18 protein-coding genes are annotated in these 20377 nt (G+C 45.1%); 17 read left to right on the top strand and 1 reads right to left on the bottom strand.

Annotation, left to right across the window (positions count from 1 at the left end):
• Nucleotides 1-21 precede the first annotated feature (21 nt).
• The gene (locus ABE547_RS06815) at nt 22-2253 is read left to right on the top strand and encodes an alpha-galactosidase (RefSeq protein WP_347378061.1); all 2232 of its coding nucleotides are present in this window, start codon (nt 22-24) and stop codon (nt 2251-2253) included.
• 104 nt (nt 2254-2357) lie between these two features.
• Here the strand turns inward: ABE547_RS06815 and ABE547_RS06810 are convergent, their stop codons facing one another.
• Nucleotides 2358-2804, bottom strand: coding sequence for a GatB/YqeY domain-containing protein (locus ABE547_RS06810; RefSeq protein WP_347378060.1), 447 nt, complete (start codon nt 2802-2804; stop codon nt 2358-2360).
• A gap of 184 nt (nt 2805-2988) precedes the next feature.
• On the opposite strand from ABE547_RS06810, the gene ABE547_RS06805 reads away from it, so the two are divergent.
• The 16 genes from ABE547_RS06805 (at nt 2989) to hisS (ending at nt 20373) form a co-directional block, all read left to right on the top strand.
• Entirely contained in the window at nt 2989-3441 is a 453-nt protein-coding gene (locus ABE547_RS06805) for an NfeD family protein (protein ID WP_235248063.1), read from the top strand.
• A 3-nt stretch (nt 3442-3444) separates the two neighbouring features.
• Nucleotides 3445-4374, top strand: a complete 930-nt coding sequence (locus tag ABE547_RS06800; RefSeq protein ID WP_347378059.1) for a stomatin-like protein — start codon at nt 3445-3447, stop codon at nt 4372-4374.
• A 67-nt stretch (nt 4375-4441) separates the two neighbouring features.
• Nucleotides 4442-5164, top strand: coding sequence for a LytTR family DNA-binding domain-containing protein (locus tag ABE547_RS06795; RefSeq protein ID WP_347378058.1), 723 nt, complete (start codon nt 4442-4444; stop codon nt 5162-5164).
• Nucleotides 5157-6008 (top strand): GHKL domain-containing protein, encoded by an 852-nt coding sequence (locus tag ABE547_RS06790; RefSeq protein ID WP_347378057.1) that lies wholly within the window; start codon nt 5157-5159, stop codon nt 6006-6008. Before ABE547_RS06795 ends, ABE547_RS06790 begins: the two co-directional genes overlap by 8 nt.
• 78 nt (nt 6009-6086) lie before the next feature.
• On the top strand, nt 6087-7118 hold the full coding sequence (locus tag ABE547_RS06785; protein WP_347378056.1) for an aldo/keto reductase: 1032 nt from the start codon (nt 6087-6089) through the stop codon (nt 7116-7118).
• A 119-nt stretch (nt 7119-7237) separates the two neighbouring features.
• Complete coding sequence (gene spoVT / locus ABE547_RS06780) at nt 7238-7786, top strand: stage V sporulation protein T (RefSeq protein WP_347378055.1); 549 nt, start codon at nt 7238-7240, stop codon at nt 7784-7786.
• Between the two features lie 53 nt (nt 7787-7839).
• Nucleotides 7840-8214 carry a TIGR04086 family membrane protein gene (locus ABE547_RS06775; protein ID WP_347378054.1) on the top strand — a complete coding sequence of 125 codons (375 nt, stop codon included), beginning with the start codon at nt 7840-7842 and terminating at the stop codon, nt 8212-8214.
• 117 nt (nt 8215-8331) lie between these two features.
• Nucleotides 8332-8472 carry a six-cysteine ranthipeptide SCIFF gene (gene scfA / locus ABE547_RS06770; protein ID WP_235248007.1) on the top strand — a complete coding sequence of 47 codons (141 nt, stop codon included), beginning with the start codon at nt 8332-8334 and terminating at the stop codon, nt 8470-8472.
• 89 nt (nt 8473-8561) lie between these two features.
• On the top strand, nt 8562-9953 hold the full coding sequence (gene scfB / locus ABE547_RS06765; protein WP_347378053.1) for a thioether cross-link-forming SCIFF peptide maturase: 1392 nt from the start codon (nt 8562-8564) through the stop codon (nt 9951-9953).
• Between the two features lie 35 nt (nt 9954-9988).
• Nucleotides 9989-12157 (top strand): protein translocase subunit SecD, encoded by a 2169-nt coding sequence (gene secD / locus ABE547_RS06760; protein ID WP_347378052.1) that lies wholly within the window; start codon nt 9989-9991, stop codon nt 12155-12157.
• An 80-nt stretch (nt 12158-12237) separates the two neighbouring features.
• Nucleotides 12238-13998, top strand: coding sequence for a single-stranded-DNA-specific exonuclease RecJ (gene recJ, locus ABE547_RS06755; protein ID WP_347378051.1), 1761 nt, complete (start codon nt 12238-12240; stop codon nt 13996-13998).
• Nucleotides 13999-14084: 86 nt separating this feature from the next.
• Nucleotides 14085-14609 (top strand): adenine phosphoribosyltransferase, encoded by a 525-nt coding sequence (locus tag ABE547_RS06750; protein ID WP_235248002.1) that lies wholly within the window; start codon nt 14085-14087, stop codon nt 14607-14609.
• Between the two features lie 36 nt (nt 14610-14645).
• The gene (locus tag ABE547_RS06745) at nt 14646-16991 is read left to right on the top strand and encodes a bifunctional (p)ppGpp synthetase/guanosine-3',5'-bis(diphosphate) 3'-pyrophosphohydrolase (RefSeq protein ID WP_347378050.1); all 2346 of its coding nucleotides are present in this window, start codon (nt 14646-14648) and stop codon (nt 16989-16991) included.
• 7 nt (nt 16992-16998) lie between these two features.
• On the top strand, nt 16999-17619 hold the full coding sequence (locus tag ABE547_RS06740; protein ID WP_347378049.1) for an MBL fold metallo-hydrolase: 621 nt from the start codon (nt 16999-17001) through the stop codon (nt 17617-17619).
• Nucleotides 17620-17662: 43 nt separating this feature from the next.
• On the top strand, nt 17663-19117 hold the full coding sequence (gene hemZ, locus ABE547_RS06735) for a coproporphyrinogen dehydrogenase HemZ (protein ID WP_347378048.1): 1455 nt from the start codon (nt 17663-17665) through the stop codon (nt 19115-19117).
• Entirely contained in the window at nt 19102-20373 is a 1272-nt protein-coding gene (gene hisS / locus ABE547_RS06730) for a histidine--tRNA ligase (protein ID WP_347378047.1), read from the top strand. Before hemZ ends, hisS begins: the two co-directional genes overlap by 16 nt.
• Nucleotides 20374-20377 lie beyond the last annotated feature (4 nt).

Below are 20377 nucleotides of genomic sequence, written 5' to 3'. Positions count from 1 at the left end.
ATGAGTAGAGGGAGGAAGACAATGGCAACTATTATTTTTCATGAGGAAACGAAGACATTTCACCTGTACAATGAGCAGATCAGTTATGTGATGTGCGTGTTGGAAAACGGGCACCTGGGACAACTGTATTTTGGAAAACGGATTCATGATAAGGCCGATTTTTCTTATCTGGTCGAAAAAGCTCCAAGACCAATGACCTCTTATGTCTTTGAGGGTGACCGTACCTTCTCGCTGGAGCATATCCGACAGGAATATCCGGTATATGGAACGACTGATTACCGGCACCCTGCGGTAGAGATCCTGCAGGAGAACGGAAGCAGAATCAGTGATTTTCAATATGTGGAACATTCGATTGCCGGAGGAAAGCCGGGACTGGAAGGGCTGCCGGCGACCTATACGGAGGCAGACGACGAGGCAGAAACACTTTGCCTGATTTTGAAAGATCCGGTGACAGGAATCCGTCTTGAACTCCTGTACACGATATTTGACCGGGATGGGGTGATCGCAAGAAGTGCAAGGTTTGTAAACGAAGGAACAAGACCGGTGCATCTGCTCTCTGCCATGAGTATGAGTCTGGATCTGCCGGACTGTGATTATGTCTGGATGCAGTTGTCCGGGGCATGGGCACGGGAAAGACATATCAAAAACCGCAGACTGGAGCAGGGAATACAGGCAATCGACAGCAGACGGGGAAATTCTTCACATGAACAGAATCCATTTCTGGTATTGAAGCGCCCGGGTACCAGCGAGACACAGGGAGAGGCTGTCGGATTCAGTCTGATCTACAGTGGCAATTTCCGGATACAGGCTGAAGTGGATACGCATAATGTGACGCGTATCACGGCGGGGATCAATCCGGAAGGATTTGACTGGAAACTGGATACCTGTGAAAGTTTTCAGACGCCGGAAGCTGTCATGGTATACACGGAACATGGGTTGAACGGTATGAGTCAGGCCTATCATCGTCTGTATCGTTCCAGACTGGCAAGAGGTTACTGGAGAGACCGTGTGAGGCCGATTCTGAATAACAACTGGGAAGCTACATACTTTGATTTTACAGAAGAAAGACTCCTTGAGATAGCAGCAAAGGCAAAAGAATGTGGCGTGGAGCTTTTTGTACTGGATGATGGATGGTTTGGAGAAAGAAACAGTGAGCTTGCAGGACTTGGAGACTGGATAGCCAATCCGGAGCGCCTTCCGGAAGGAATCAGTGGTCTTTCCAGAAAGATTGAAGCATTGGGAATGAAGTTTGGTCTCTGGTTTGAACCGGAAATGGTCAATAAGGATTCCGATCTTTTCAGGGAACATCCGGACTGGATCCTTCAGACACCCGACAGGAGTGTATCCCATGGAAGATATCAGTATGTGCTTGATTTTTCCAGACGTGAAGTCGTTGACCGTATTCATGAGATGATGCGTAAGATTCTGTCTGAATCCAGAATCTCTTATATCAAATGGGATATGAACAGGAGTATTACAGAATGTTATTCGGCTGCACTTCCGGCAGACAGGCAGGGAGAAGTTTTCCACCGTTATATTCTGGGAGTTTATGATCTGTATGATCGTCTGACCGGTGAATTCCCGGAGGTTCTGTTTGAATCTTGTGCGAGCGGTGGGGGAAGATTTGATCCCGGTATGCTCTATTATGCACCGCAGGGATGGGCCAGCGATGATTCGGATGCCATTGAACGGCTGAAGATCCAGTATGGAACGTCCATGTGTTATCCGATCAGCAGTATCGGAAGCCATGTGTCAGTCATTCCGAATCATCAGGTATATCGGAGGACTCCGCTTCATACCAGAGCAAATGTAGCTTATTTTGGAACATTTGGCTATGAGCTGGATCTGAATAAGCTGACAGAGGAAGAGATCGGGCAGGTAAAAGAGCAGATTGCGTTTATGAAAGAGTACCGGGAGACCATCCAGTATGGAACATTTTACCGACTGGTAAGCCCGTTTGAGAAAAATGAAACTGTCTGGATGGTAGTCAGTGAAGATCAGAATACAGCACTGGTCGGCTGGTACCGTGTTCTGAACGGAGTGAATATGCCTTACAGCAGGGTGAAGCTTCAGGGACTGCGCCCGGATGTGATCTACGAAAATGAATTCAGCCATACAGAACATTATGGCGATGAACTGATGAATCTGGGGCTGATCACTTCAGATGTGACATCCGGAGAGATCATAGGCGATCTGGTTCCGTGTACGGATTTTGAATCGCGGATCTATGTGCTGAAAGCAAAGAAGGGATAAACAAAAAGGAGCCGCTGCTCTATAGATGAATTACATCTGTGAAGCAGCGGCATCTTTGTTGCCATGCATCCGAAGGAAGCTGCCGGCGGCAGGTTCTGTAGGTGTTAATTCATGAACGTGGATACAATGTCATTGACCAGCTTGCCATCTGCTTTCCCTTTTACTTTCGGCATCAGGTTCTTCATGATCTTCCCTTTATCCTTTGCGGTCGGTGCGTCCAGTCCCATCTCAGCAAGAACGGATGAGACCACTTCCCGTATCTCTGCCTCGTCCATCATCTTCGGAGCATACTGCTCAAGGACTGCAAGGCGTTTGCTGCATTCTTCAATGATCTCGGTGCGGTCTGCAGGAGTCATATCCAGAGTTTCTTTGGTTTGCTTAATCTCCTTTAAGATCACCTGAGTCTCTTCCTCAGGCGTTAAGTCAGAGCGTTTGTCAATGGCTTTATTCTTAAGGGCTGCAAGCAGCATGGATAATGTTTCTTTGGTTTCTTTGTCGCCGGCTTTCATGGCTTTGACCATGTCGGCGCGTACTTCTTCGATTTTGCTCATACTTCATTCCTCCTATCATTGTCTGATGCTATTATACAAAAATGTGTATCAAATATCCAGTCCCAATTAAGAGCTTAACAAACTCAAACATGAAATCACTTCATTCACTCAAAATGTATTGTCGAAAAATGGAAACTTTGTTAAGATGAGGACAATCAAGAAAGGAAGTGAAGAGCTTATGGCAATGATACAGGATGCTTATATGACGGTTATCTGGCTGGTTCTTCTGATCCTTCTCCTGCTTGTTGAGATCATTACGGTGGGGCTGACCAGTATCTGGGCAGCAGGAGGTGCTTTGATCGCACTTCTTCTGAGTGTGCTGAATGTGCCTCTCATATGGCAGATCGTCGCGTTCTTTGTTGTGACATTCGTGCTTTTGTGGTTTACAAGACCGTTTGCAGTGAAGTTCATTAATTCACAGCGGGAAAAGACGAATTATGAGGGAATCATAGGTAAGACGATCCGTATCGCGGAGAAGGTGGATAATCTTCATCAGACAGGAATGGCGGTGGTAAATGGCCAGGAGTGGACGGTGAGAGCAGAGGATGACGATGAGATTCTGGAGCCGGAGACACTGGCTAAAGTAGTGAACATTTCAGGAGTCAAATTAATTGTAAAAAAGTATGAGGAGGAGTAGCTTATGTTGAGTGTTGGATTTGTTGTATTGATCATTCTTGTTATTATTATTCTGATTTTACTCGTTTCATGTATCAAGATCGTACCGCAGGCAAGAGCGATGGTTGTGGAACGTCTGGGGGCATATCAGGCAACCTGGAATACAGGACTTCATTTTAAGGTGCCGATCATTGACAGAGTGGCGAGAAAAGTGGATTTAAAAGAGCAGGTAGTAGACTTTGCACCGCAGCCGGTAATTACAAAAGATAACGTAACCATGCGGATAGACACGGTTGTATTCTATCAGATCACAGATCCGAAGATGTTCTGTTACGGTGTTGCGAATCCGATCATGGCGATCGAAAACCTGACAGCGACAACCCTTCGTAATATCATCGGTGATCTGGAGCTGGATCAGACACTGACCTCCAGAGAAACGATCAATACCAAGATGCGGGCTTCTCTGGATGAGGCGACGGATCCATGGGGAATCAAGGTCAATCGAGTAGAGCTTAAGAATATCATTCCTCCGTCAGCGATCCAGGATGCAATGGAGAAGCAGATGAAGGCTGAGCGTGAACGAAGAGAAGCAATCCTGCGTGCGGAAGGTGAGAAAAAATCTACGATCCTGGTTGCAGAAGGACAGAAGGAATCGGCGATTCTGGATGCAGAGGCAGAAAAACAGGCAGCGATTCTCCGCGCAGAGGCGAAAAAGGAAGCTATGATCCGTGAAGCAGAAGGTGAGGCAGAGGCAATCCTGAAAGTGCAGAAGGCCAATGCAGATGGTATCCGGTTCCTGAAAGAGGCCGGTGCAGATGAGGCAGTTCTTACGATGAAGAGTCTGGAAGCATTTGAAAAGGCGGCTGACGGACAGGCGACCAAGATCATTATTCCATCAGAGATTCAGAGTCTTGCGGGCCTGGCAAAGAGTGCAAAAGAAATCATCGCTGAATAGAGAACGATCATAGAATCGTGGTACAGAATCATATTCAGAATTACAGAATCAGAGAGGGGGAGGTCTGATGGTACATGTGTTGCTTCTGGAGGATGATCAGAATTCCAGAGAGGCTTTGGAAAAGATGCTTATAGATTATTCGGAAGAGATACGCGTACATACTGCCTCCTCCTATCCGGAGGCGAAGAACCTGCTGAAGTCAGATATCCGGTATGGTCTGTTCCTGCTGGATGTGAATCTTGGAGGAGAGAACCGGGAAGATATCGGTGGGATCCTGTTTGCAAGAGAAGTCCGGGAGCAGTTTCGGTATACGTTTACTCCAATCGTGATGGTGACTGCGATCGGTGCCATGGAAATGCAGGCTTACCGTGAACTGCACTGTTATCAGTATATTATGAAGCCGTTTTGTCAGGAACAGGTGCAGGAAGTGGTTCGTAAAGTGCTGGATAAGGAAAAACAGGAGGATCCTCCGGTCATCCATGTCAAGAAGGATGGCGTCAACTATCAGGTGAAATGTGATAATATTCGATATATAGAAGCGATTCCAAGGGGAATACGGATCCATATGAAAAACGGAGACTGGGATATTCCGTATATCAGCCTGAAGCAGATTCTTACGAAGATTCCGGAGGATATGTTTCTTCAGTGTCATCGGATGTTTGTGGTCAACCGAAGAGAAGTGGAGTACTTTGATATGGTGAACCGTGTAATAAAGTTAAAGGACTGTACGGATGTTGTGGAGATCGGTGTGACGTATAAGTCAGAGATCGGGAGGATTGTCAGTGATTGAGTGGGTAAGAAAGTTTTTATATCGAATCTTTTGTGTGCTGGCACTTCTGGTGTCCGTATATCTGGTTGTGGATTTTCTGATCAGCAGAACATTTGATTATCGGATCTTCCTTATGTTTCTGCTGATGGTTGTTGTGATCATATGGGGAATTGCAGACTGGCGCAAGACATATATGATCATGTTGAAGCAGGAGGCCGAGATAAAGCTGTATCAGCACTATATCCAGCCATTGGAAGAACTGGTTAAGGAGATTCGTATCAAGCAGCATGAATTTGATAATCATATGAATGCCATATTGAATATGCATCTGACAGTGGATAATTATGAAGAACTGGTGGCAAGGCAGTCGGAATATATCACGGAAGTAGTCAGAGATGATGAAAGCAGGCAATGTCTTCCACTCCTGCGGATCAGTGACAAAGTACTGGCCGGATTCCTTTACAGCAAGATCGTAAGGGCACCTTCTTATGTAAAAACAGAGGTGGAAGTAAAGAGTCTGGAGATTATCTCCGGTATCTCTGAGCATCATCTGATCGAAATTGTGGGGACACTGGTCGATAATGCCTATGAGGCATGCACAGAAGCAAAGAATCAGGTCGCAATGGAGATTGATTCTGAAAACGACAGACTGGTATTTTCCATAAAGAACCAGATCGATGAAGAAAAAGTCGGTGAGATCAACCGCTTTTTTGAAAAAGGATATTCGACGAAAAGTGATGCGGGGAAGCACGGGCTTGGGTTATATAATGCCAGAATGCTGATCCAGAAGTATAAAGGCGATATCTTCGTATGTACAGATAAAGTGGATGATAAAAATTATATCTGCATGCGGATCGTTGTATAAAAAATACTATAGATTATTAATAATGTTTTGACTTCAATAGATCCTTTTTGTATAATGAAAAAAAAAAGGGGCAAAAAGATGGGAAAAGTAAGATTAGGATCAACAGGAATTATTGTGAACAAAACCGGGTTTGGGGGTCTACCGATTCAGAGAATCAGTGACGAGGCTGCAGAAAAGCTTTTGTGGATGGCCTATGATGCAGGAATTAATTTCTATGACACTGGAAAAACTTATTCGGACAGTGAAGTAAAATTGGGAAGAGTTTTGTCAAAAGTAAGGAACAACGTATACATAGCGACAAAAACTCCTGCAAAGAATGCAGAGGATTTCTGGAAGGATCTGGAGGCATCACTGGAAAGGCTGCAGACAGATTATATTGATATTTATCAGTTCCATAATCCTCCGTTTTGTCCAAAGCCGGGAGACGGGACCGGATTGTATGAGGCGGCGTTGGAAGCAAAATCACAGGGAAAGATTAAACATATTGGAATATCAAGCCATAAAATCCCAATTGCTGAAGAAGTGATTGCGTCTGGTCTATATGAGGTGCTTCAGTTTCCTTTTTGCTATCTTGTGTCGGAAAAAGATATGGAGATTGTGGAAGCATGCAAAAAAGCAGATATTGGATTTATCGCAATGAAAGCTCTTGCCGGAGGTGTGATCAATAATGCAAAGGCAGCATATGCTTTTCAGGAACAATATGATCATGTTGTGCCGGTTTGGGGAATTCAAAGAGAAAGTGAGCTTCAGGAGTTTATTTCCTATATGAATCATCCACCGGTAATGGATGAGGAGATGAAGGCAGTGATCGAGAATGACATCCGGGAGCTTAGCGGAGATTTTTGCAGAGGATGTGGATATTGTCTTCCCTGCCCTGCGGGAATTCCGATTAACAACTGTGCCAGAATGTCGCTGTTGCTTAGAAGATCTTCGTTGCAGACTTTTTTGGGAGAAGTATGGCAGGAGAATATGAAGAAAATTGAAAACTGTATCAATTGTGGAGCGTGTGCCAGTAGATGTCCATATGGATTGAATCCTCCGGAAATGCTTCGCAGAAATTATGAAGATTATAAAGCGGTTTTGGAAGGGAAAGTATCTGTAACCCGGTAAAAAAGAGTGAGATTGCAGTACAACCCGGAAGAAACAGGTATAAAAACCCTCCATTTACAGATACTATTTCCAGAAACGGAAAGTTAAGTTAAAAGGTACTGCAAATGGAGGATTTTTATATGAAAGCTACAGGTATCGTGAGAAGAATCGATGATCTTGGACGGGTGGTCATCCCAAAGGAGATCAGGCGAACATTAAGGATCCGGGAGGGGGATCCGCTGGAAATCTTTACAGACCGGGAAGGTGAGATCATCCTGAAAAAATATTCTCCGATCGGAGAATTGTCTACATTTGCCAGACAATATGCAGAAAGTTTGTCTCAGACGGTTGGCTGTCTGGTGTGTGTCTGCGATATGGATCAGATTATTGCAGCCTCCGGAAGTGGCAGGAAAGAACTGCAGGATCAATATATCAGCAGGTCACTTGAGAAACTTCTGGAGGAGCGGAAACCGATGGCAGCAGCATACGGAGAGAAGAAATATGTTCCGCTTACAGATGGGTCAGGGGAAGCGTATGCATATGAGGTGATCTGTCCGATCATCTGCGAAGGAGATGTGATCGGAGGAGTGATTCTTCTGTCGAAAGAAGAGAAAAAGAAACTGACCGAGGCAGAACAGAAGATGGCATCCTGTGCCGCTGTTTTTCTGGGAAGGCAGATGGAACAATAGTGGAATAAAATGAATTTTCTCATCATAACCTGTGATAGACAAGGAGGGATGGGATGAATAGAAGAATGCAAAAAGATTCCAAAGTGATGTGGGTGCTCAAGTCGCTTCTGGTTGCCTATGTGATTACAGGAATACTGCTGCTCGTGCTTGCAATGGCTTTGTATAAACTGGAATTAAATGAGGGGATCGTTCGGGCGGCCATTACTGCTATCTATGTGGTATCGACACTGATTGGCGGAATCGTGATCGGCAAGCTTGCCAGAACCAGGAGATTCATCTGGGGACTGGGGATAGGGATCGGTTATTTTGCCCTGCTGCTTCTGATTACGCTCGGGGTATATCATACACTGAAAGGAAACGGAACCGGCATGGTGACGACTCTGATCCTCTGTGCAGGAGGCGGTATGATCGGAGGAATGATATCCTGAAACAGAGGGAGGTTTTACAAAACATAAATATTTCACAGGCAATATAAAAGGATTGCGAAAATATTACCAAGATGTTATAATAGCATAAGTTAAGCAAAGGTAAGGAGGGATACGGTCATGAAACATGTGAAATCATTGAACAAACCCATGAACAGCAATCTGAAAAAGAGCGGATGCGGCGAATGTCAGACATCTTGCCAGTCAGCATGTAAGACTTCCTGTACAGTAGGAAACCAGACTTGCGAACACAACAAATAATTTAAAACCATATGGAATACTCGGGACAGCGGTCTTATGGGTCGCTGTTTCTTGTTGTCCATGGATTTATAGAAGGGAGAACAATAGCCTTGATACACCAGTATCGTAATAATGGATATAATATTGTCATGGATGTCTACAGTGGATCTGTCCATGTAGTAGATGATGTATGCTATGACGTGATAGAGAAGTTATACGCGCCGGAGGAGGAACCGACGGCAGAATCTTTGAAGCAGCCGGAAGTACTGAAAAAGCTGAATGCAGAACTGGGACAGACCTATGAAGCGGATGAGATCCGGGATGCACTGGCAGATGTGATCGAACTGACAGAAGGCGGACAGCTGTTTGTAAAAGATACATATGAATGTATGGTTGATATTGTGAAACAGAGGAAAACGGTTGTAAAAGCACTCTGTCTCCATATTGCCCATGACTGTAATCTTGCATGTAAGTACTGTTTTGCGGAGGAAGGCGAGTACCATGGAAGACGTGCGCTGATGAGCTACGAAGTCGGAAAGAAAGCGCTGGACTTTCTGATCGCGAATTCCGGTAACCGGCATAATCTGGAAGTGGATTTCTTTGGAGGAGAGCCTCTGATGAACTGGCAGGTGGTCAAAGACCTGGTGGCATACGGAAGAGAGCAGGAAAAGATTCATGATAAGCACTTCCGTTTCACGGTTACGACGAACGGCGTACTTCTGAATGATGAGATTCAGGAATTTATCAATAAAGAGATGGATAATGTTGTCTTAAGTCTTGACGGAAGAAAAGAAATCAATGATCAGATGCGTCCGTTCCGAAATGGAAAAGGAAGCTATGAACTGATCGTTCCGAAGTTTCAGAAACTGGCGGACAGCCGCAATCAGGAGAAGTATTACATCCGCGGAACATTTACCAGAAATAACCTGGATTTTTCCAATGACATCCTGCATTTTGCAGATCTTGGATTCAAACAGATGTCCATCGAACCGGTAGTCGGAGAAGAAAGTGATCCGTATGCAATTCGAAAGGAAGATCTGCCGCAGATCATGGAAGAGTATGACAAGCTTGCAAAGATCATGATTGAGCGTGAAAAAGAAGGAAAAGGTTTTAATTTCTTTCATTTTATGATAGACTTAAACGGTGGGCCTTGTGTTGCCAAGAGACTGTCCGGTTGTGGTTCCGGAACAGAGTATCTGGCAGTGACCCCATGGGGAGATCTGTATCCGTGCCATCAGTTTGTTGGGCAGGAGGATTTCCTGATGGGAAATGTAGATGACGGGATTGTAAGACCTGAGATCGCGGACGATTTCAGAAGCTGTAACGTATACTCCAAAGAGAACTGTAAGAACTGTTTTGCCAAGTTCTATTGCAGTGGAGGATGTATGGCCAATTCCTATAATTTCCATGGAACGATCCACGATACATATGAGATCGGCTGTGAAATGCAGCGGAAGCGTGTGGAATGTGCGATTATGATAAAGGCTGCGCTTGCAGAGTAATAATACCAATCATAAAGGCAGAAAGGAAGTAAAAGATGAAAAAAGGAAAGAGCATACTGAGTCTTGTCCTGGCTGGAATCCTGATTGCGCTCATGGGATTTGCAGTTCTGGTGGGATTCGGTAAAACAGGAACCGGTGCGATGAAAAATATCAAACTGGGACTGGATCTGGCAGGTGGTGTCAGCATCACTTACCAGGTAAAGGATGACAATCCGACGGATGAAGAGATGAGTGATACGATCTACAAGCTCCAGAAGCGTGTGGAACAGTACAGCAATGAGTCCAGCGTGTATCAGGAAGGAAAAGACCGTATCAATATTGAGATACCGGGTGTAACAGATGCCAATGCGATTCTGGATGAACTTGGAAAACCGGGATCTCTGGAATTCCAGACACAGGACGGAGAGACGGTGCTTACCGGTTCTGACGTAAAGAGTGCGTCAGCAAAAGCCGGTGAGGACGATATGGGAAATAAGGAATATTCTGTAGAACTGAATCTGAATGAAGAGGGAACAGAAAAGTTTGCAGAGGCGACAGAAGCGAATGTCGGAAATCAGATTTCCATTATCTATGACGGCGAAGTCATCAGCAGTCCGGTCGTACAGCAGGCGATTACCGGCGGACAGGCTTATATTACCGGAGATTTTACTTATGAAGAGGCGGATAATCTGGCTTCTACGATCCGTATCGGTGGTCTGAAGCTGGAACTGGAAGAGCTTCGTTCCAACGTAGTCGGAGCACAGCTTGGCGAACAGGCAGTCAGCACCAGCTTGAAAGCAGGTGTGATCGGTCTGATCATCATATTCCTGTTTATGATCTGGGTATATTACCTTCCGGGTCTGGCATCCAGCCTTGCCCTGATTATTTATACAGAGATTGTGTTACTAATATTGAATGCATTTAATATCACGCTGACACTTCCGGGTATTGCAGGTATCATCTTGAGTATCGGTATGGCGGTTGATGCGAACGTTATCATCTTTGCGCGTGTACGTGAAGAGATGACAAAAGGAAAGAGTGTCAAGAATTCTCTGAAGACAGGTTTCCAGAAAGCAATGTCTGCGATCGTTGACGGTAATGTTACGACCCTGATCGCGGCAGCAGTGCTCTGGTTCAAGGGTTCCGGTACGGTAAAAGGATTTGCACAGACACTGGCAATCGGTATTATCGTATCCATGTTCACTGCACTGGTGATCACACGTCTGATCGTATTTGCGTTCTATGGAATCGGCTTTAAGAGTGAAAAACTGTATTATCGTCCGAAAAAAGAAAGAACACCGATCAATTTCCTTGGAAAGAAACATGTATTTTTTGCAGTATCACTGGCGGTCATTCTGATCGGATTTGTAGTGATGGGTGTGAATTCCTCCAAAGGAAACGGAGCACTTGCTTATGGTCTGGACTTCAAGGGCGGTACCTCTACAACGGTAGAATTTGATAAAGATTATACAATTGATGAGATCGATCAGGAGATCGTTCCTGTGGTAGAAGAAGTAACAGGAGATCATAATGTACAGACACAGAAGGTGGCCGGTTCCAACCAGGTGATCATCAAAACAGTGACACTGGAGCTGGATCAGCGTGAAGCACTGAATCAGGCACTGGCAGAGAACTTTGGGGTAGATGAATCTACGATAACAGCAGAGAATATCAGTTCTACGATCAGCAATGAGATGCGTCAGGACGCAGTTGTTGCAGTGATCATAGCAACGATCTTCATGCTTCTGTATATCTGGTTCCGTTTCAAAGATGTGCGCTTTGCAACGAGTGCAGTAACAGCATTGCTGCATGATGTACTGGTGGTACTGGCATTCTATGCAGTGACGAGAATCTCAGTTGGTAATACATTTATTGCTTGTATGCTGACGATCGTTGGTTACTCTATCAATGCAACCATCGTTATCTTTGACCGTATCCGTGAGGAACTTCATTACCAGACGAAGACAACAGATCTTGCAGATGTGGTGAATAAGAGTATTACTCAGACCCTTACAAGAAGTATCTATACTTCACTGACAACATTTGTCATGGTAGCGGTACTGTTTATCATGGGAGTAAGTTCTATTCGTGAATTTGCAGCTCCTCTGATGGCAGGTATCATATGCGGCGGATATTCTTCTGTATGTATTACAGGTGCGCTGTGGTATGTAATGAAGGTAAAGATCGGTAAGAAGCCGGCTGCAAAAGGAAATAATAAAAAGTAAGAATAAAAAATAAAAGGAAAGAAAGCGGCTGTGACTACTTATGAGGCACGGCTGCTTTTTCGATACAGGGAGAGAAAAGAATGGAACGTTGGACACTTCTGAGGAAAGGTGCGGATTTTGCAGGAATCGGGAAAAAATACGGAATCAGTCCAAGACTCGCATGCCTGATCCGTAACAGAGATGTCATTGGAGATGCATCCATAGAACGTTATCTGAACGGTACGATCGTGGATCTGTACGACGGTATGCTGATGAAAGATATGGGAAAAGCGATTGATATTCTGCGGGAAAAAATTGCAGATGGAAAACGGATCCGCATTATTGGCGATTATGATATCGATGGGGTAAATGCAACGTATATTCTCCTCGAAGGACTGGAAAAAGCAGGCGCTGTTGCAGACAGCGATATTCCGGACCGCATCACAGATGGATATGGACTGAATGTGGATCTGATCGAGCGGGCATATCGGGATGGAATTGATACACTGGTTACCTGTGACAATGGAATTGCGGCGGCAGAAGAGATTGCTTATGGAAAACATCTCGGGATGACGATTATCGTGACGGATCATCACGAGGTTCCGTATACGGAAGAAGATGGACAAAAGACATATCTCCTTCCTCCGGCTGACGCGGTGATCGATCCAAAGCAGCCGGGATGTGCGTATCCATACAAAGGTCTGTGTGGCGCCGCTATTGCCTATAAAGTAGTGGAAGCATTGACAGAGGCTATGGGGGCGGATGCCAGTGATCTGGATTACCTGATTGAGAATGTGGCGATTGCTACAGTCGGAGATGTGATGGATCTGGAGGATGAGAACCGGATCTTTGTAAAAGAAGGTCTTCAGATGCTGCGGCGAACACACAGCTACGGGCTGAATGCGCTGATCGAATGTACTGGTGTGGAAAAAGAACGACTGAATGCCTATCATATCGGTTTCGTGTTGGGACCGTGCATGAATGCCGGCGGGCGGCTGGACACGGCGAAGAGAACACTTAGGCTTCTGCGTGCAGCGGGAAAAAAGGAAGCGGATATTCTTGCGGGAGATCTGAAAGCGCTGAATGACAGCAGAAAAGATCTGACGGATGTGGCGGTAGAAAAGGCAAAGCATCAGGTGGAGGCAACCGGGATGCTTGCGGATCGAGTGCTGGTCATCTATCTCCCGGATTGTCATGAGAGCCTTGCGGGAATTGTAGCCGGCAGAATCAGAGAAACCTATTATCGTCCGGTACTTGTTCTTACAGATTCGGAGTGTGCAGTCAAAGGTTCAGGCAGATCGATTGATGCATACAATATGTATGAGGAACTGAGCAGATGTAAAGAATTATTGTTAAGATTCGGGGGACATAAGCTGGCAGCCGGGATATCACTGGAAAGAAATAATGTAGAGAAGCTTCGTCTTATGTTGAATGAAAATTGTGTCATGACACCGGAAGATCTGATGGAAAAAGTAACGATCGATATGGAACTTCCCTTTTCCTGTGTCAGTGAATCTCTGGTACAGGAACTGTCGCTTCTGGAACCGTTTGGAAAAGGGAATACAAAGCCGGTTTTTGCGGCAAGAAATGTAGAGCTTCTAAGCGGACGGATTCTGGGCAGAAACAAAAACGTTCTGAAGATGCAGGTAAGAGATACAACCCATACGACAATGGAGGCACTTTTGTTTCGTGGTGTGGAAGAGTTTTTGGAATATCTGGAACAGAAGTATGGGAAGCCTGCTGTACATTCATTTTTAAATGGAAAAGATGGCGGAATGTCTGTATCAGTAACATTTTACCCGGATATCAATGAATATCGCGGAAGAATCACACCGCAGATTGTCATTACACATTATCGATAAACGTGTAGAATTATGCAGAATAATTTGAAAATTACAGGAAGTAATGCTATACTAAATAAGTATTTTAATAGAATGGAGAGATTGTCATGAAACCGATAGAAGAATATGTGAGAAGTATTCCGGATTTTCCTGAACCGGGAATTATATTCAGAGATGTAACCAGCGTTCTGCAGGATGCCGACGGACTGGCACTTGCCATTGATCTGATGCAGGAGAAGCTTAAGGATGTCGACTTTGATGTGATCGTCGGACCGGAATCCAGAGGATTCATTTTTGGAGTTCCGATCGCGTACAATCTGCACAAACCATTTATACCAATCAGAAAAAAAGGAAAACTTCCGTGTGAAACGGTTTCAATTCGATATGAACTGGAATATGGTACGGCGGAGATTGAGATGCACCGTGACGCGATCAAGCCGGGACAGAAGGTTGTTATCATTGATGACCTGATCGCTACAGGCGGAACCAACGAGGCTATGGTGAAGCTGATCGAAGGACTGGGAGGAGAGGTTGTAAAAACTGTTTTCCTCATGGAACTTGCAGGATTAAAGGGAAGAGAAAGACTTCAGGGATATGATGTGGATTCTGTGATCATCTATCCGGGAAAATAAAAGAAAAGGAAATCTAGAAGGGAAGGAGGCATTAATATGTCAAAGGTAACAACTTATGAATCGCTGGATGACCGTATTGCACCGGAGGCGCTGACGGAAGACAATGCAAAGGGGCTTGAAGTTGTGGATGGTCATGCAGTAAAAGATAAGAATGATTACGAGAATCCAGATCGTCTGTATGACATGTTAATTGCCCGTATCCGTAAGTATCATCCATCGACCGATGTTACAATGATTGAGAAAGCGTATGAGCTGGCTTCCCAGGCTCACGGAGATCAGAGAAGAAAGTCCGGAGAGCCATATATTGTACATCCGCTCTGGGTTGCGATCATTCTGGCAGATCTTGAGATGGACAAAGAGACGATTGCGTCAGGCATGCTTCATGACGTGGTGGAAGATACAGAGGTTACTGAAGAGGAGATAAAGAGGGAATTTGGAGAAGAGGTGGCGCTGCTTGTGGACGGCGTTACCAAACTGGGAAGATTGTCATATTCTTCCGATAAATTAGATGTACAGGCAGAAAACTTAAGAAAGATGTTTCTTGCGATGGCAAAGGATATTCGAGTCATCATTATCAAGCTTGCAGACCGTCTGCACAATATGCGTACGCTGCAGTTTATGACGCCTGCAAAGCAGAAGGAAAAGGCGAAAGAGACGATGGATATCTATGCGCCGATCGCACAGAGGCTTGGTATATCCAAGATCAAGACGGAGCTGGATGATCTTGCACTGAAGTATTCTCAGCCGGAAGTGTTCTTTGATCTGGTCAATCAGATCAATGCAAGAAAGACGGAGCGGGAAGAGTTTGTTCAGCAGATTGTTGAAGAAGTGTCAACACACATGAAAAATGCCAATATCAAAGCAGATGTGAATGGGCGTGTCAAGCATTTCTTCAGTATCTATAAGAAGATGGTCAATCAGGACAAAACGGTGGATCAGATCTATGATCTGTTTGCCGTGCGGATCATCGTGGATTCTGTCAAAGACTGCTATGCGGCTCTGGGTGTGATCCACGAGATGTATACGCCGATTCCGGGAAGATTCAAGGATTATATTGCCATGCCGAAGCCGAATATGTATCAGTCTCTTCATACAACACTGATGAGTTCGGTGGGACAGCCGTTTGAGATCCAGATTCGTACGCAGGAAATGCATAAGACGGCAGAATATGGTATTGCGGCGCACTGGAAATACAAAGAGTCCAATGATGGCAAGAAGAGTGTTGAGGCACAGGAAGAAGAAAAGTTAAGCTGGCTTCGTCAGATTCTGGAATGGCAGAGGGATATGTCAGACAACAGGGAATTCCTGAACCTGATCAAAGGAGATCTGGACCTGTTTGCGGAAGACGTCTATTGCTTCACCCCACAGGGGGATGTTAAGAATCTTCCGAACGGATCGACACCGATTGACTTTGCATACGCGATTCACAGTGCGGTCGGCAACAAGATGGTTGGTGCCAGAGTCAACGGCAAGCTGGTGAATATTGATTATAAGATCCAGAACGGAGACAGAATTGAGATTCTGACTTCCCAGAATTCCAAGGGACCAAGCCGTGACTGGCTGAATATCGTAAAGAGCACGCAGGCAAAGAATAAGATCAACCAGTGGTTTAAGAAGGAATTTAAGGAAGACAACATCATAAAAGGAAAAGAGATGATTGCTGCCTACTGTAAGGCGAAAGCAATCAATCCGGGAAATATTACGAATCCGAAGTATCAGGAGGTTGTCCAGAGAAAGTATGGATTTAAGGACTGGGAATCTGTACTGGCGGCCATCGGACATGGAGGTCTGAAGGAGGGCCAGGTTGTAAACCGCCTGATGGAAGAGTACAGCAAGGAACATAAGCAGGAGCTTACGAATGAAGTTGTGCTGGAGAGAGTAGCAGAGGCAGCCAGAAATAAGGTACACATTGCCAAGTCAAAGAGTGGTATTGTCGTAAAAGGAATTGATGATATGGCAGTCCGTTTTTCCAGATGCTGCAGTCCGGTTCCGGGAGATGAGATCGTGGGATTTGTGACCAGAGGAAGAGGTCTGTCCATTCATCGTACAGACTGCGTGAATATGATCCATCTGACAGAGGCTGAACGTGCGCGCCTGATCGAGATTGAGTGGGAAAATGATGTGGCAGATCAGAATGTGGGTCAGTATCTGGCAGAGATTAAGATGTATGCATATGACAGACAGGGAATGCTGATGGAGATCTCCAAGATCTTTACAGCTGAAGATGTTGATGTCAAATCCATGAATGTCCGAACCAGCAAGCAGGGAACGGCAACCATTGAAACCGGATTTATCGTTCACGGAAGAGAAGAATTATCCAGAGTGATCAAGAAGCTTCAGCAGATTGAAGGTATTATAGAAATAGAAAGGACGACAGGTTAAAACGGATATGAAGATTGAGAGATTTGTTACAGGAATTATCAGTACCAACTGTTATCTGGTGGTAAATGAAGAGACCAGACAGACCGTTGTCATTGATCCGGCGGATTGTCCGAAGTATCTGATGAATCACATAAAAGAAGAAGGGTATCAGATTGAAGCAATCCTTCTTACGCACGGACATTTTGATCATATGATGGGGATTGACAAGTTTCTGAAGGAATTCCATGTTCCTGTTTATGTGCACGAGGATGATGAGGACGCGATGAATGATCCCAGACTGAATCAGTCTGCCACTTATACGGCAGGATATACATTTTCCGGGGCGCAGTATATCAGAGGAGGACAGACGCTTCCAATTGCCGGTTACAGATTTCAGGTGATTCATACTCCGGGACATACCAAAGGGGGCTGCTGTTATTATATAGCAGAGGAAAATGTACTTTTCAGCGGAGATACGCTGTTCCAGATGTCTGTCGGACGTACGGACTTTCCGAACAGCAGTACTTCTGACCTGATCCATTCTGTGCGTGATAAGCTTCTGGTGCTGCCGGAAGAGACACATGTGTATCCGGGACATATGGGAGAGACCACGATTGGTTATGAAAAGACTCATAATCCTTACGTATAGGGAGTACGAAGTGCTTGCCTGACTGTCAGAATGGAGAAGAAAGATGATTCAGATTATATGTAAAAGTGAAGCTTATACTTATAATACGTATCATATGATGAAGGCTTTTTTTCCGTCTGAGGAGATATCCTGTCAGACGGAGGAAAAAGCCTCTAATTATGTAACGGTAAAGCTTCCTAAGGAGCAGGAAGAAGAGGTGCTGCAGATCAAAGAAGAGCAGATCTGTGCCACGGCGGATGAAAGAGAAAAAAAATACCAGATTGATATTCAGCTGTATGATCTGCTGAAAGAAAAAACCGGACGGGAACTTGCATGGGGGATCCTGACCGGAGTCAGACCAACCAAGATTGCGATGCAGGAGCTGGAAACGGGCAGAAAGGAAGAAGATTTTATTCCCTGGTTTACAGAGGAATTCCGGGTGCGAAAAGACAAGGCTTATCTTGCATGGGAGATTGCAAACCGGGAGAAACAGCTTCTGGACCGTCTGGATTATGAAGAAGGGTACAGTCTGTATGTGGGAATTCCGTTCTGTCCGACGGTGTGTACGTACTGTTCCTTCAGTTCCGGATCCCTGGAGGCATGGAAGCATCGAGTAGAGGATTATCTGGAGGCTCTCTGCAGAGAACTTCGTTTTATTGCAGAACGTTCCAGAGAGAAAAAACTCAATACCATATACATCGGGGGAGGAACGCCTACAACGCTTAATGCAGATCAGCTGGAACGTCTCCTTTCCTGCATCGATACGAATTTTTCCAGAGAATATCTTCTGGAGTATACGGTAGAGGCCGGGCGCCCGGACAGTATTACGGAAGAGAAGCTGCAGGTCATTAAAAGGCATCAGGTCACAAGGATTTCGATCAATCCACAGAGTATGCAGCAGAAAACGCTGGATGCGATCGGAAGGAAGCATACAGTGGAGCAGATCAGGGAAGCTTATGCGCTGGCAAGAAATGTGGGATTTGACAATATCAATATGGATATCATTGCAGGGCTTCCGGGAGAAGATATCCGGGATATGGAAGATACACTGGAACAGATCACTGCGCTTCATCCGGACAGTCTGACGGTACATTCACTGGCAATCAAACGGGCGGCCAGGATGGAGATGAAGGATCTGAGTGCAGATGCCGGACAGATGAACGAGACACTTTCCGGTATGATCGAAGCAGCTCAGAAAGCTGCAAAAAAGATGGAATTATACCCGTATTATCTGTATCGCCAGAAAAATATTGCCGGAAATTTCGAAAATGTTGGTTATGCAAAGGTTGACAAAGCGGGAATATACAATATACTAATTATGGAGGAAAAACAATCCATTATTGCCGCGGGAGCGGGAGCTTCGACCAAGCTGGTGCTGAAGGATCCGGTTCCGGTGCCTGGCAGTAAGAAAAAGAAGACAACACGTCTGATCCGGGTAGAAAATGTAAAAGCGATCGATGCCTACATTGCCCGTATCGATGAGATGATAGAACGTAAAGGAGAATGGTTATGGCATTAAAGAAAAAGCCGGTTACCGGCATGAAAGACATGCTTCCCCGTGAGATGGAGATCCGTGATTATGTGATCCAGCTGATCAAGGATACTTACAAAACGTATGGATTTTCGTCCATGGAAACTCCCTGTGTAGAGCATATTGAGAATCTGTGCAGCAAGCAGGGAGGCGACAATGAAAAACTGATCTTCAAGATTCTGAAAAGAGGAGAAAAGCTGAAGATACAGGAAGCAAAAGAGGAAAATGATGTAGTGGACGGAGGACTTCGTTACGATCTGACCGTTCCGCTTGCGAGATATTATGCAAATCACTCTAATGAGCTGCCTTCTCCGTTTAAGGCACTCCAGATTGGAAATGTATGGCGTGCAGATCGTCCGCAGAAAGGGCGCTTCCGTCAGTTTATGCAGTGTGATATCGATATTCTCGGAGAACCATCCAATCTTGCGGAGATTGAACTGATCCTGGCGACGACTGCAATGCTCGGCAAGCTGAATTTTCAGAACTTTACAGTATGTATCAATGACCGCAATATCCTGAAAGCGATGGCTGCCTACAGTGGGTTTAAAGCAGAAGATTATGACGAGGTGTTCATCATTCTGGATAAGATGGATAAGATTGGAGCAGAAGGGGTTGCCGCAGAGCTGGAAGAGATGGGATATGCAAAAGAGAATGTAGAGACCTATCTGAATCTCTTTGATGAAGTGGCTCCGGATGTGTCCGGAATCCGCTATTTAAAAGACAAGCTGGGAGATTTCCTGAGTGATGAGACAGCAGATGGAATGGAAATGATTATTTCCAGTGTGGAAGCAGCAAAAGAGTGTGAATTCACGATCAAGTTTGATCCGACGCTGGTCAGAGGTCAGTCTTATTATACCGGAACGATCTTTGAAGTGACAATGGATGATTTTGGCGGATCTGTTGCCGGAGGCGGCCGTTACGACAAGATGATCGGCAAGTTTACCGGACAGGATACACCTGCCTGTGGATTCTCCATCGGATTTGAGAGAATTGTAATGCTTCTTCTGGAAAATGGCTATGAAGTGCCGAGCGTAAAGACGAAAAAAGCGTACCTTCTTGAGAAGAAGATGCCGAAGGAAGGCATGCTGAAGGTACTTGGCATGGCAAAGGCAGACCGTGAGGAAGGAAAGCAGGTACTCATTGTAAATATGAAGAAAAACAAAAAGTTTCAGAAGGAACAGCTGATGGCAGACGGATATGAGGAGATCGTAGATTGTTATGCTGATTCAGTGGCAGAACTGTAAATAA

It is taken from the genome of Dorea sp. YH-dor226 (genome assembly GCF_039832105.1).
Lineage (GTDB): Bacteria > Bacillota > Clostridia > Lachnospirales > Lachnospiraceae > Dorea_A.
The sequence above is the reverse complement of the archived record's forward strand: the minus strand, read 5'-3'. Positions and strand labels throughout refer to the sequence as shown.

Coding starts and splice junctions, on each gene's coding strand:
- spoVT (WP_347378055.1), top strand. CDS start 7,238: ATGAAAGCTACAGGTATCGTGAGAAGAATCGATGATCTTGGACGGGTG.
- ABE547_RS06805 (WP_235248063.1), top strand. CDS start 2,989: ATGATACAGGATGCTTATATGACGGTTATCTGGCTGGTTCTTCTGATC.
- hemZ (WP_347378048.1), top strand. CDS start 17,663: ATGATTCAGATTATATGTAAAAGTGAAGCTTATACTTATAATACGTAT.
- scfA (WP_235248007.1), top strand. CDS start 8,332: ATGAAACATGTGAAATCATTGAACAAACCCATGAACAGCAATCTGAAA.
- ABE547_RS06800 (WP_347378059.1), top strand. CDS start 3,445: ATGTTGAGTGTTGGATTTGTTGTATTGATCATTCTTGTTATTATTATT.
- secD (WP_347378052.1), top strand. CDS start 9,989: ATGAAAAAAGGAAAGAGCATACTGAGTCTTGTCCTGGCTGGAATCCTG.
- ABE547_RS06775 (WP_347378054.1), top strand. CDS start 7,840: ATGAATAGAAGAATGCAAAAAGATTCCAAAGTGATGTGGGTGCTCAAG.
- ABE547_RS06795 (WP_347378058.1), top strand. CDS start 4,442: ATGGTACATGTGTTGCTTCTGGAGGATGATCAGAATTCCAGAGAGGCT.
- ABE547_RS06810 (WP_347378060.1), bottom strand. CDS start 2,804: ATGAGCAAAATCGAAGAAGTACGCGCCGACATGGTCAAAGCCATGAAA.
- recJ (WP_347378051.1), top strand. CDS start 12,238: ATGGAACGTTGGACACTTCTGAGGAAAGGTGCGGATTTTGCAGGAATC.
- ABE547_RS06815 (WP_347378061.1), top strand. CDS start 22: ATGGCAACTATTATTTTTCATGAGGAAACGAAGACATTTCACCTGTAC.
- ABE547_RS06740 (WP_347378049.1), top strand. CDS start 16,999: ATGAAGATTGAGAGATTTGTTACAGGAATTATCAGTACCAACTGTTAT.
- ABE547_RS06745 (WP_347378050.1), top strand. CDS start 14,646: ATGTCAAAGGTAACAACTTATGAATCGCTGGATGACCGTATTGCACCG.
- ABE547_RS06785 (WP_347378056.1), top strand. CDS start 6,087: ATGGGAAAAGTAAGATTAGGATCAACAGGAATTATTGTGAACAAAACC.
- ABE547_RS06750 (WP_235248002.1), top strand. CDS start 14,085: ATGAAACCGATAGAAGAATATGTGAGAAGTATTCCGGATTTTCCTGAA.
- hisS (WP_347378047.1), top strand. CDS start 19,102: ATGGTTATGGCATTAAAGAAAAAGCCGGTTACCGGCATGAAAGACATG.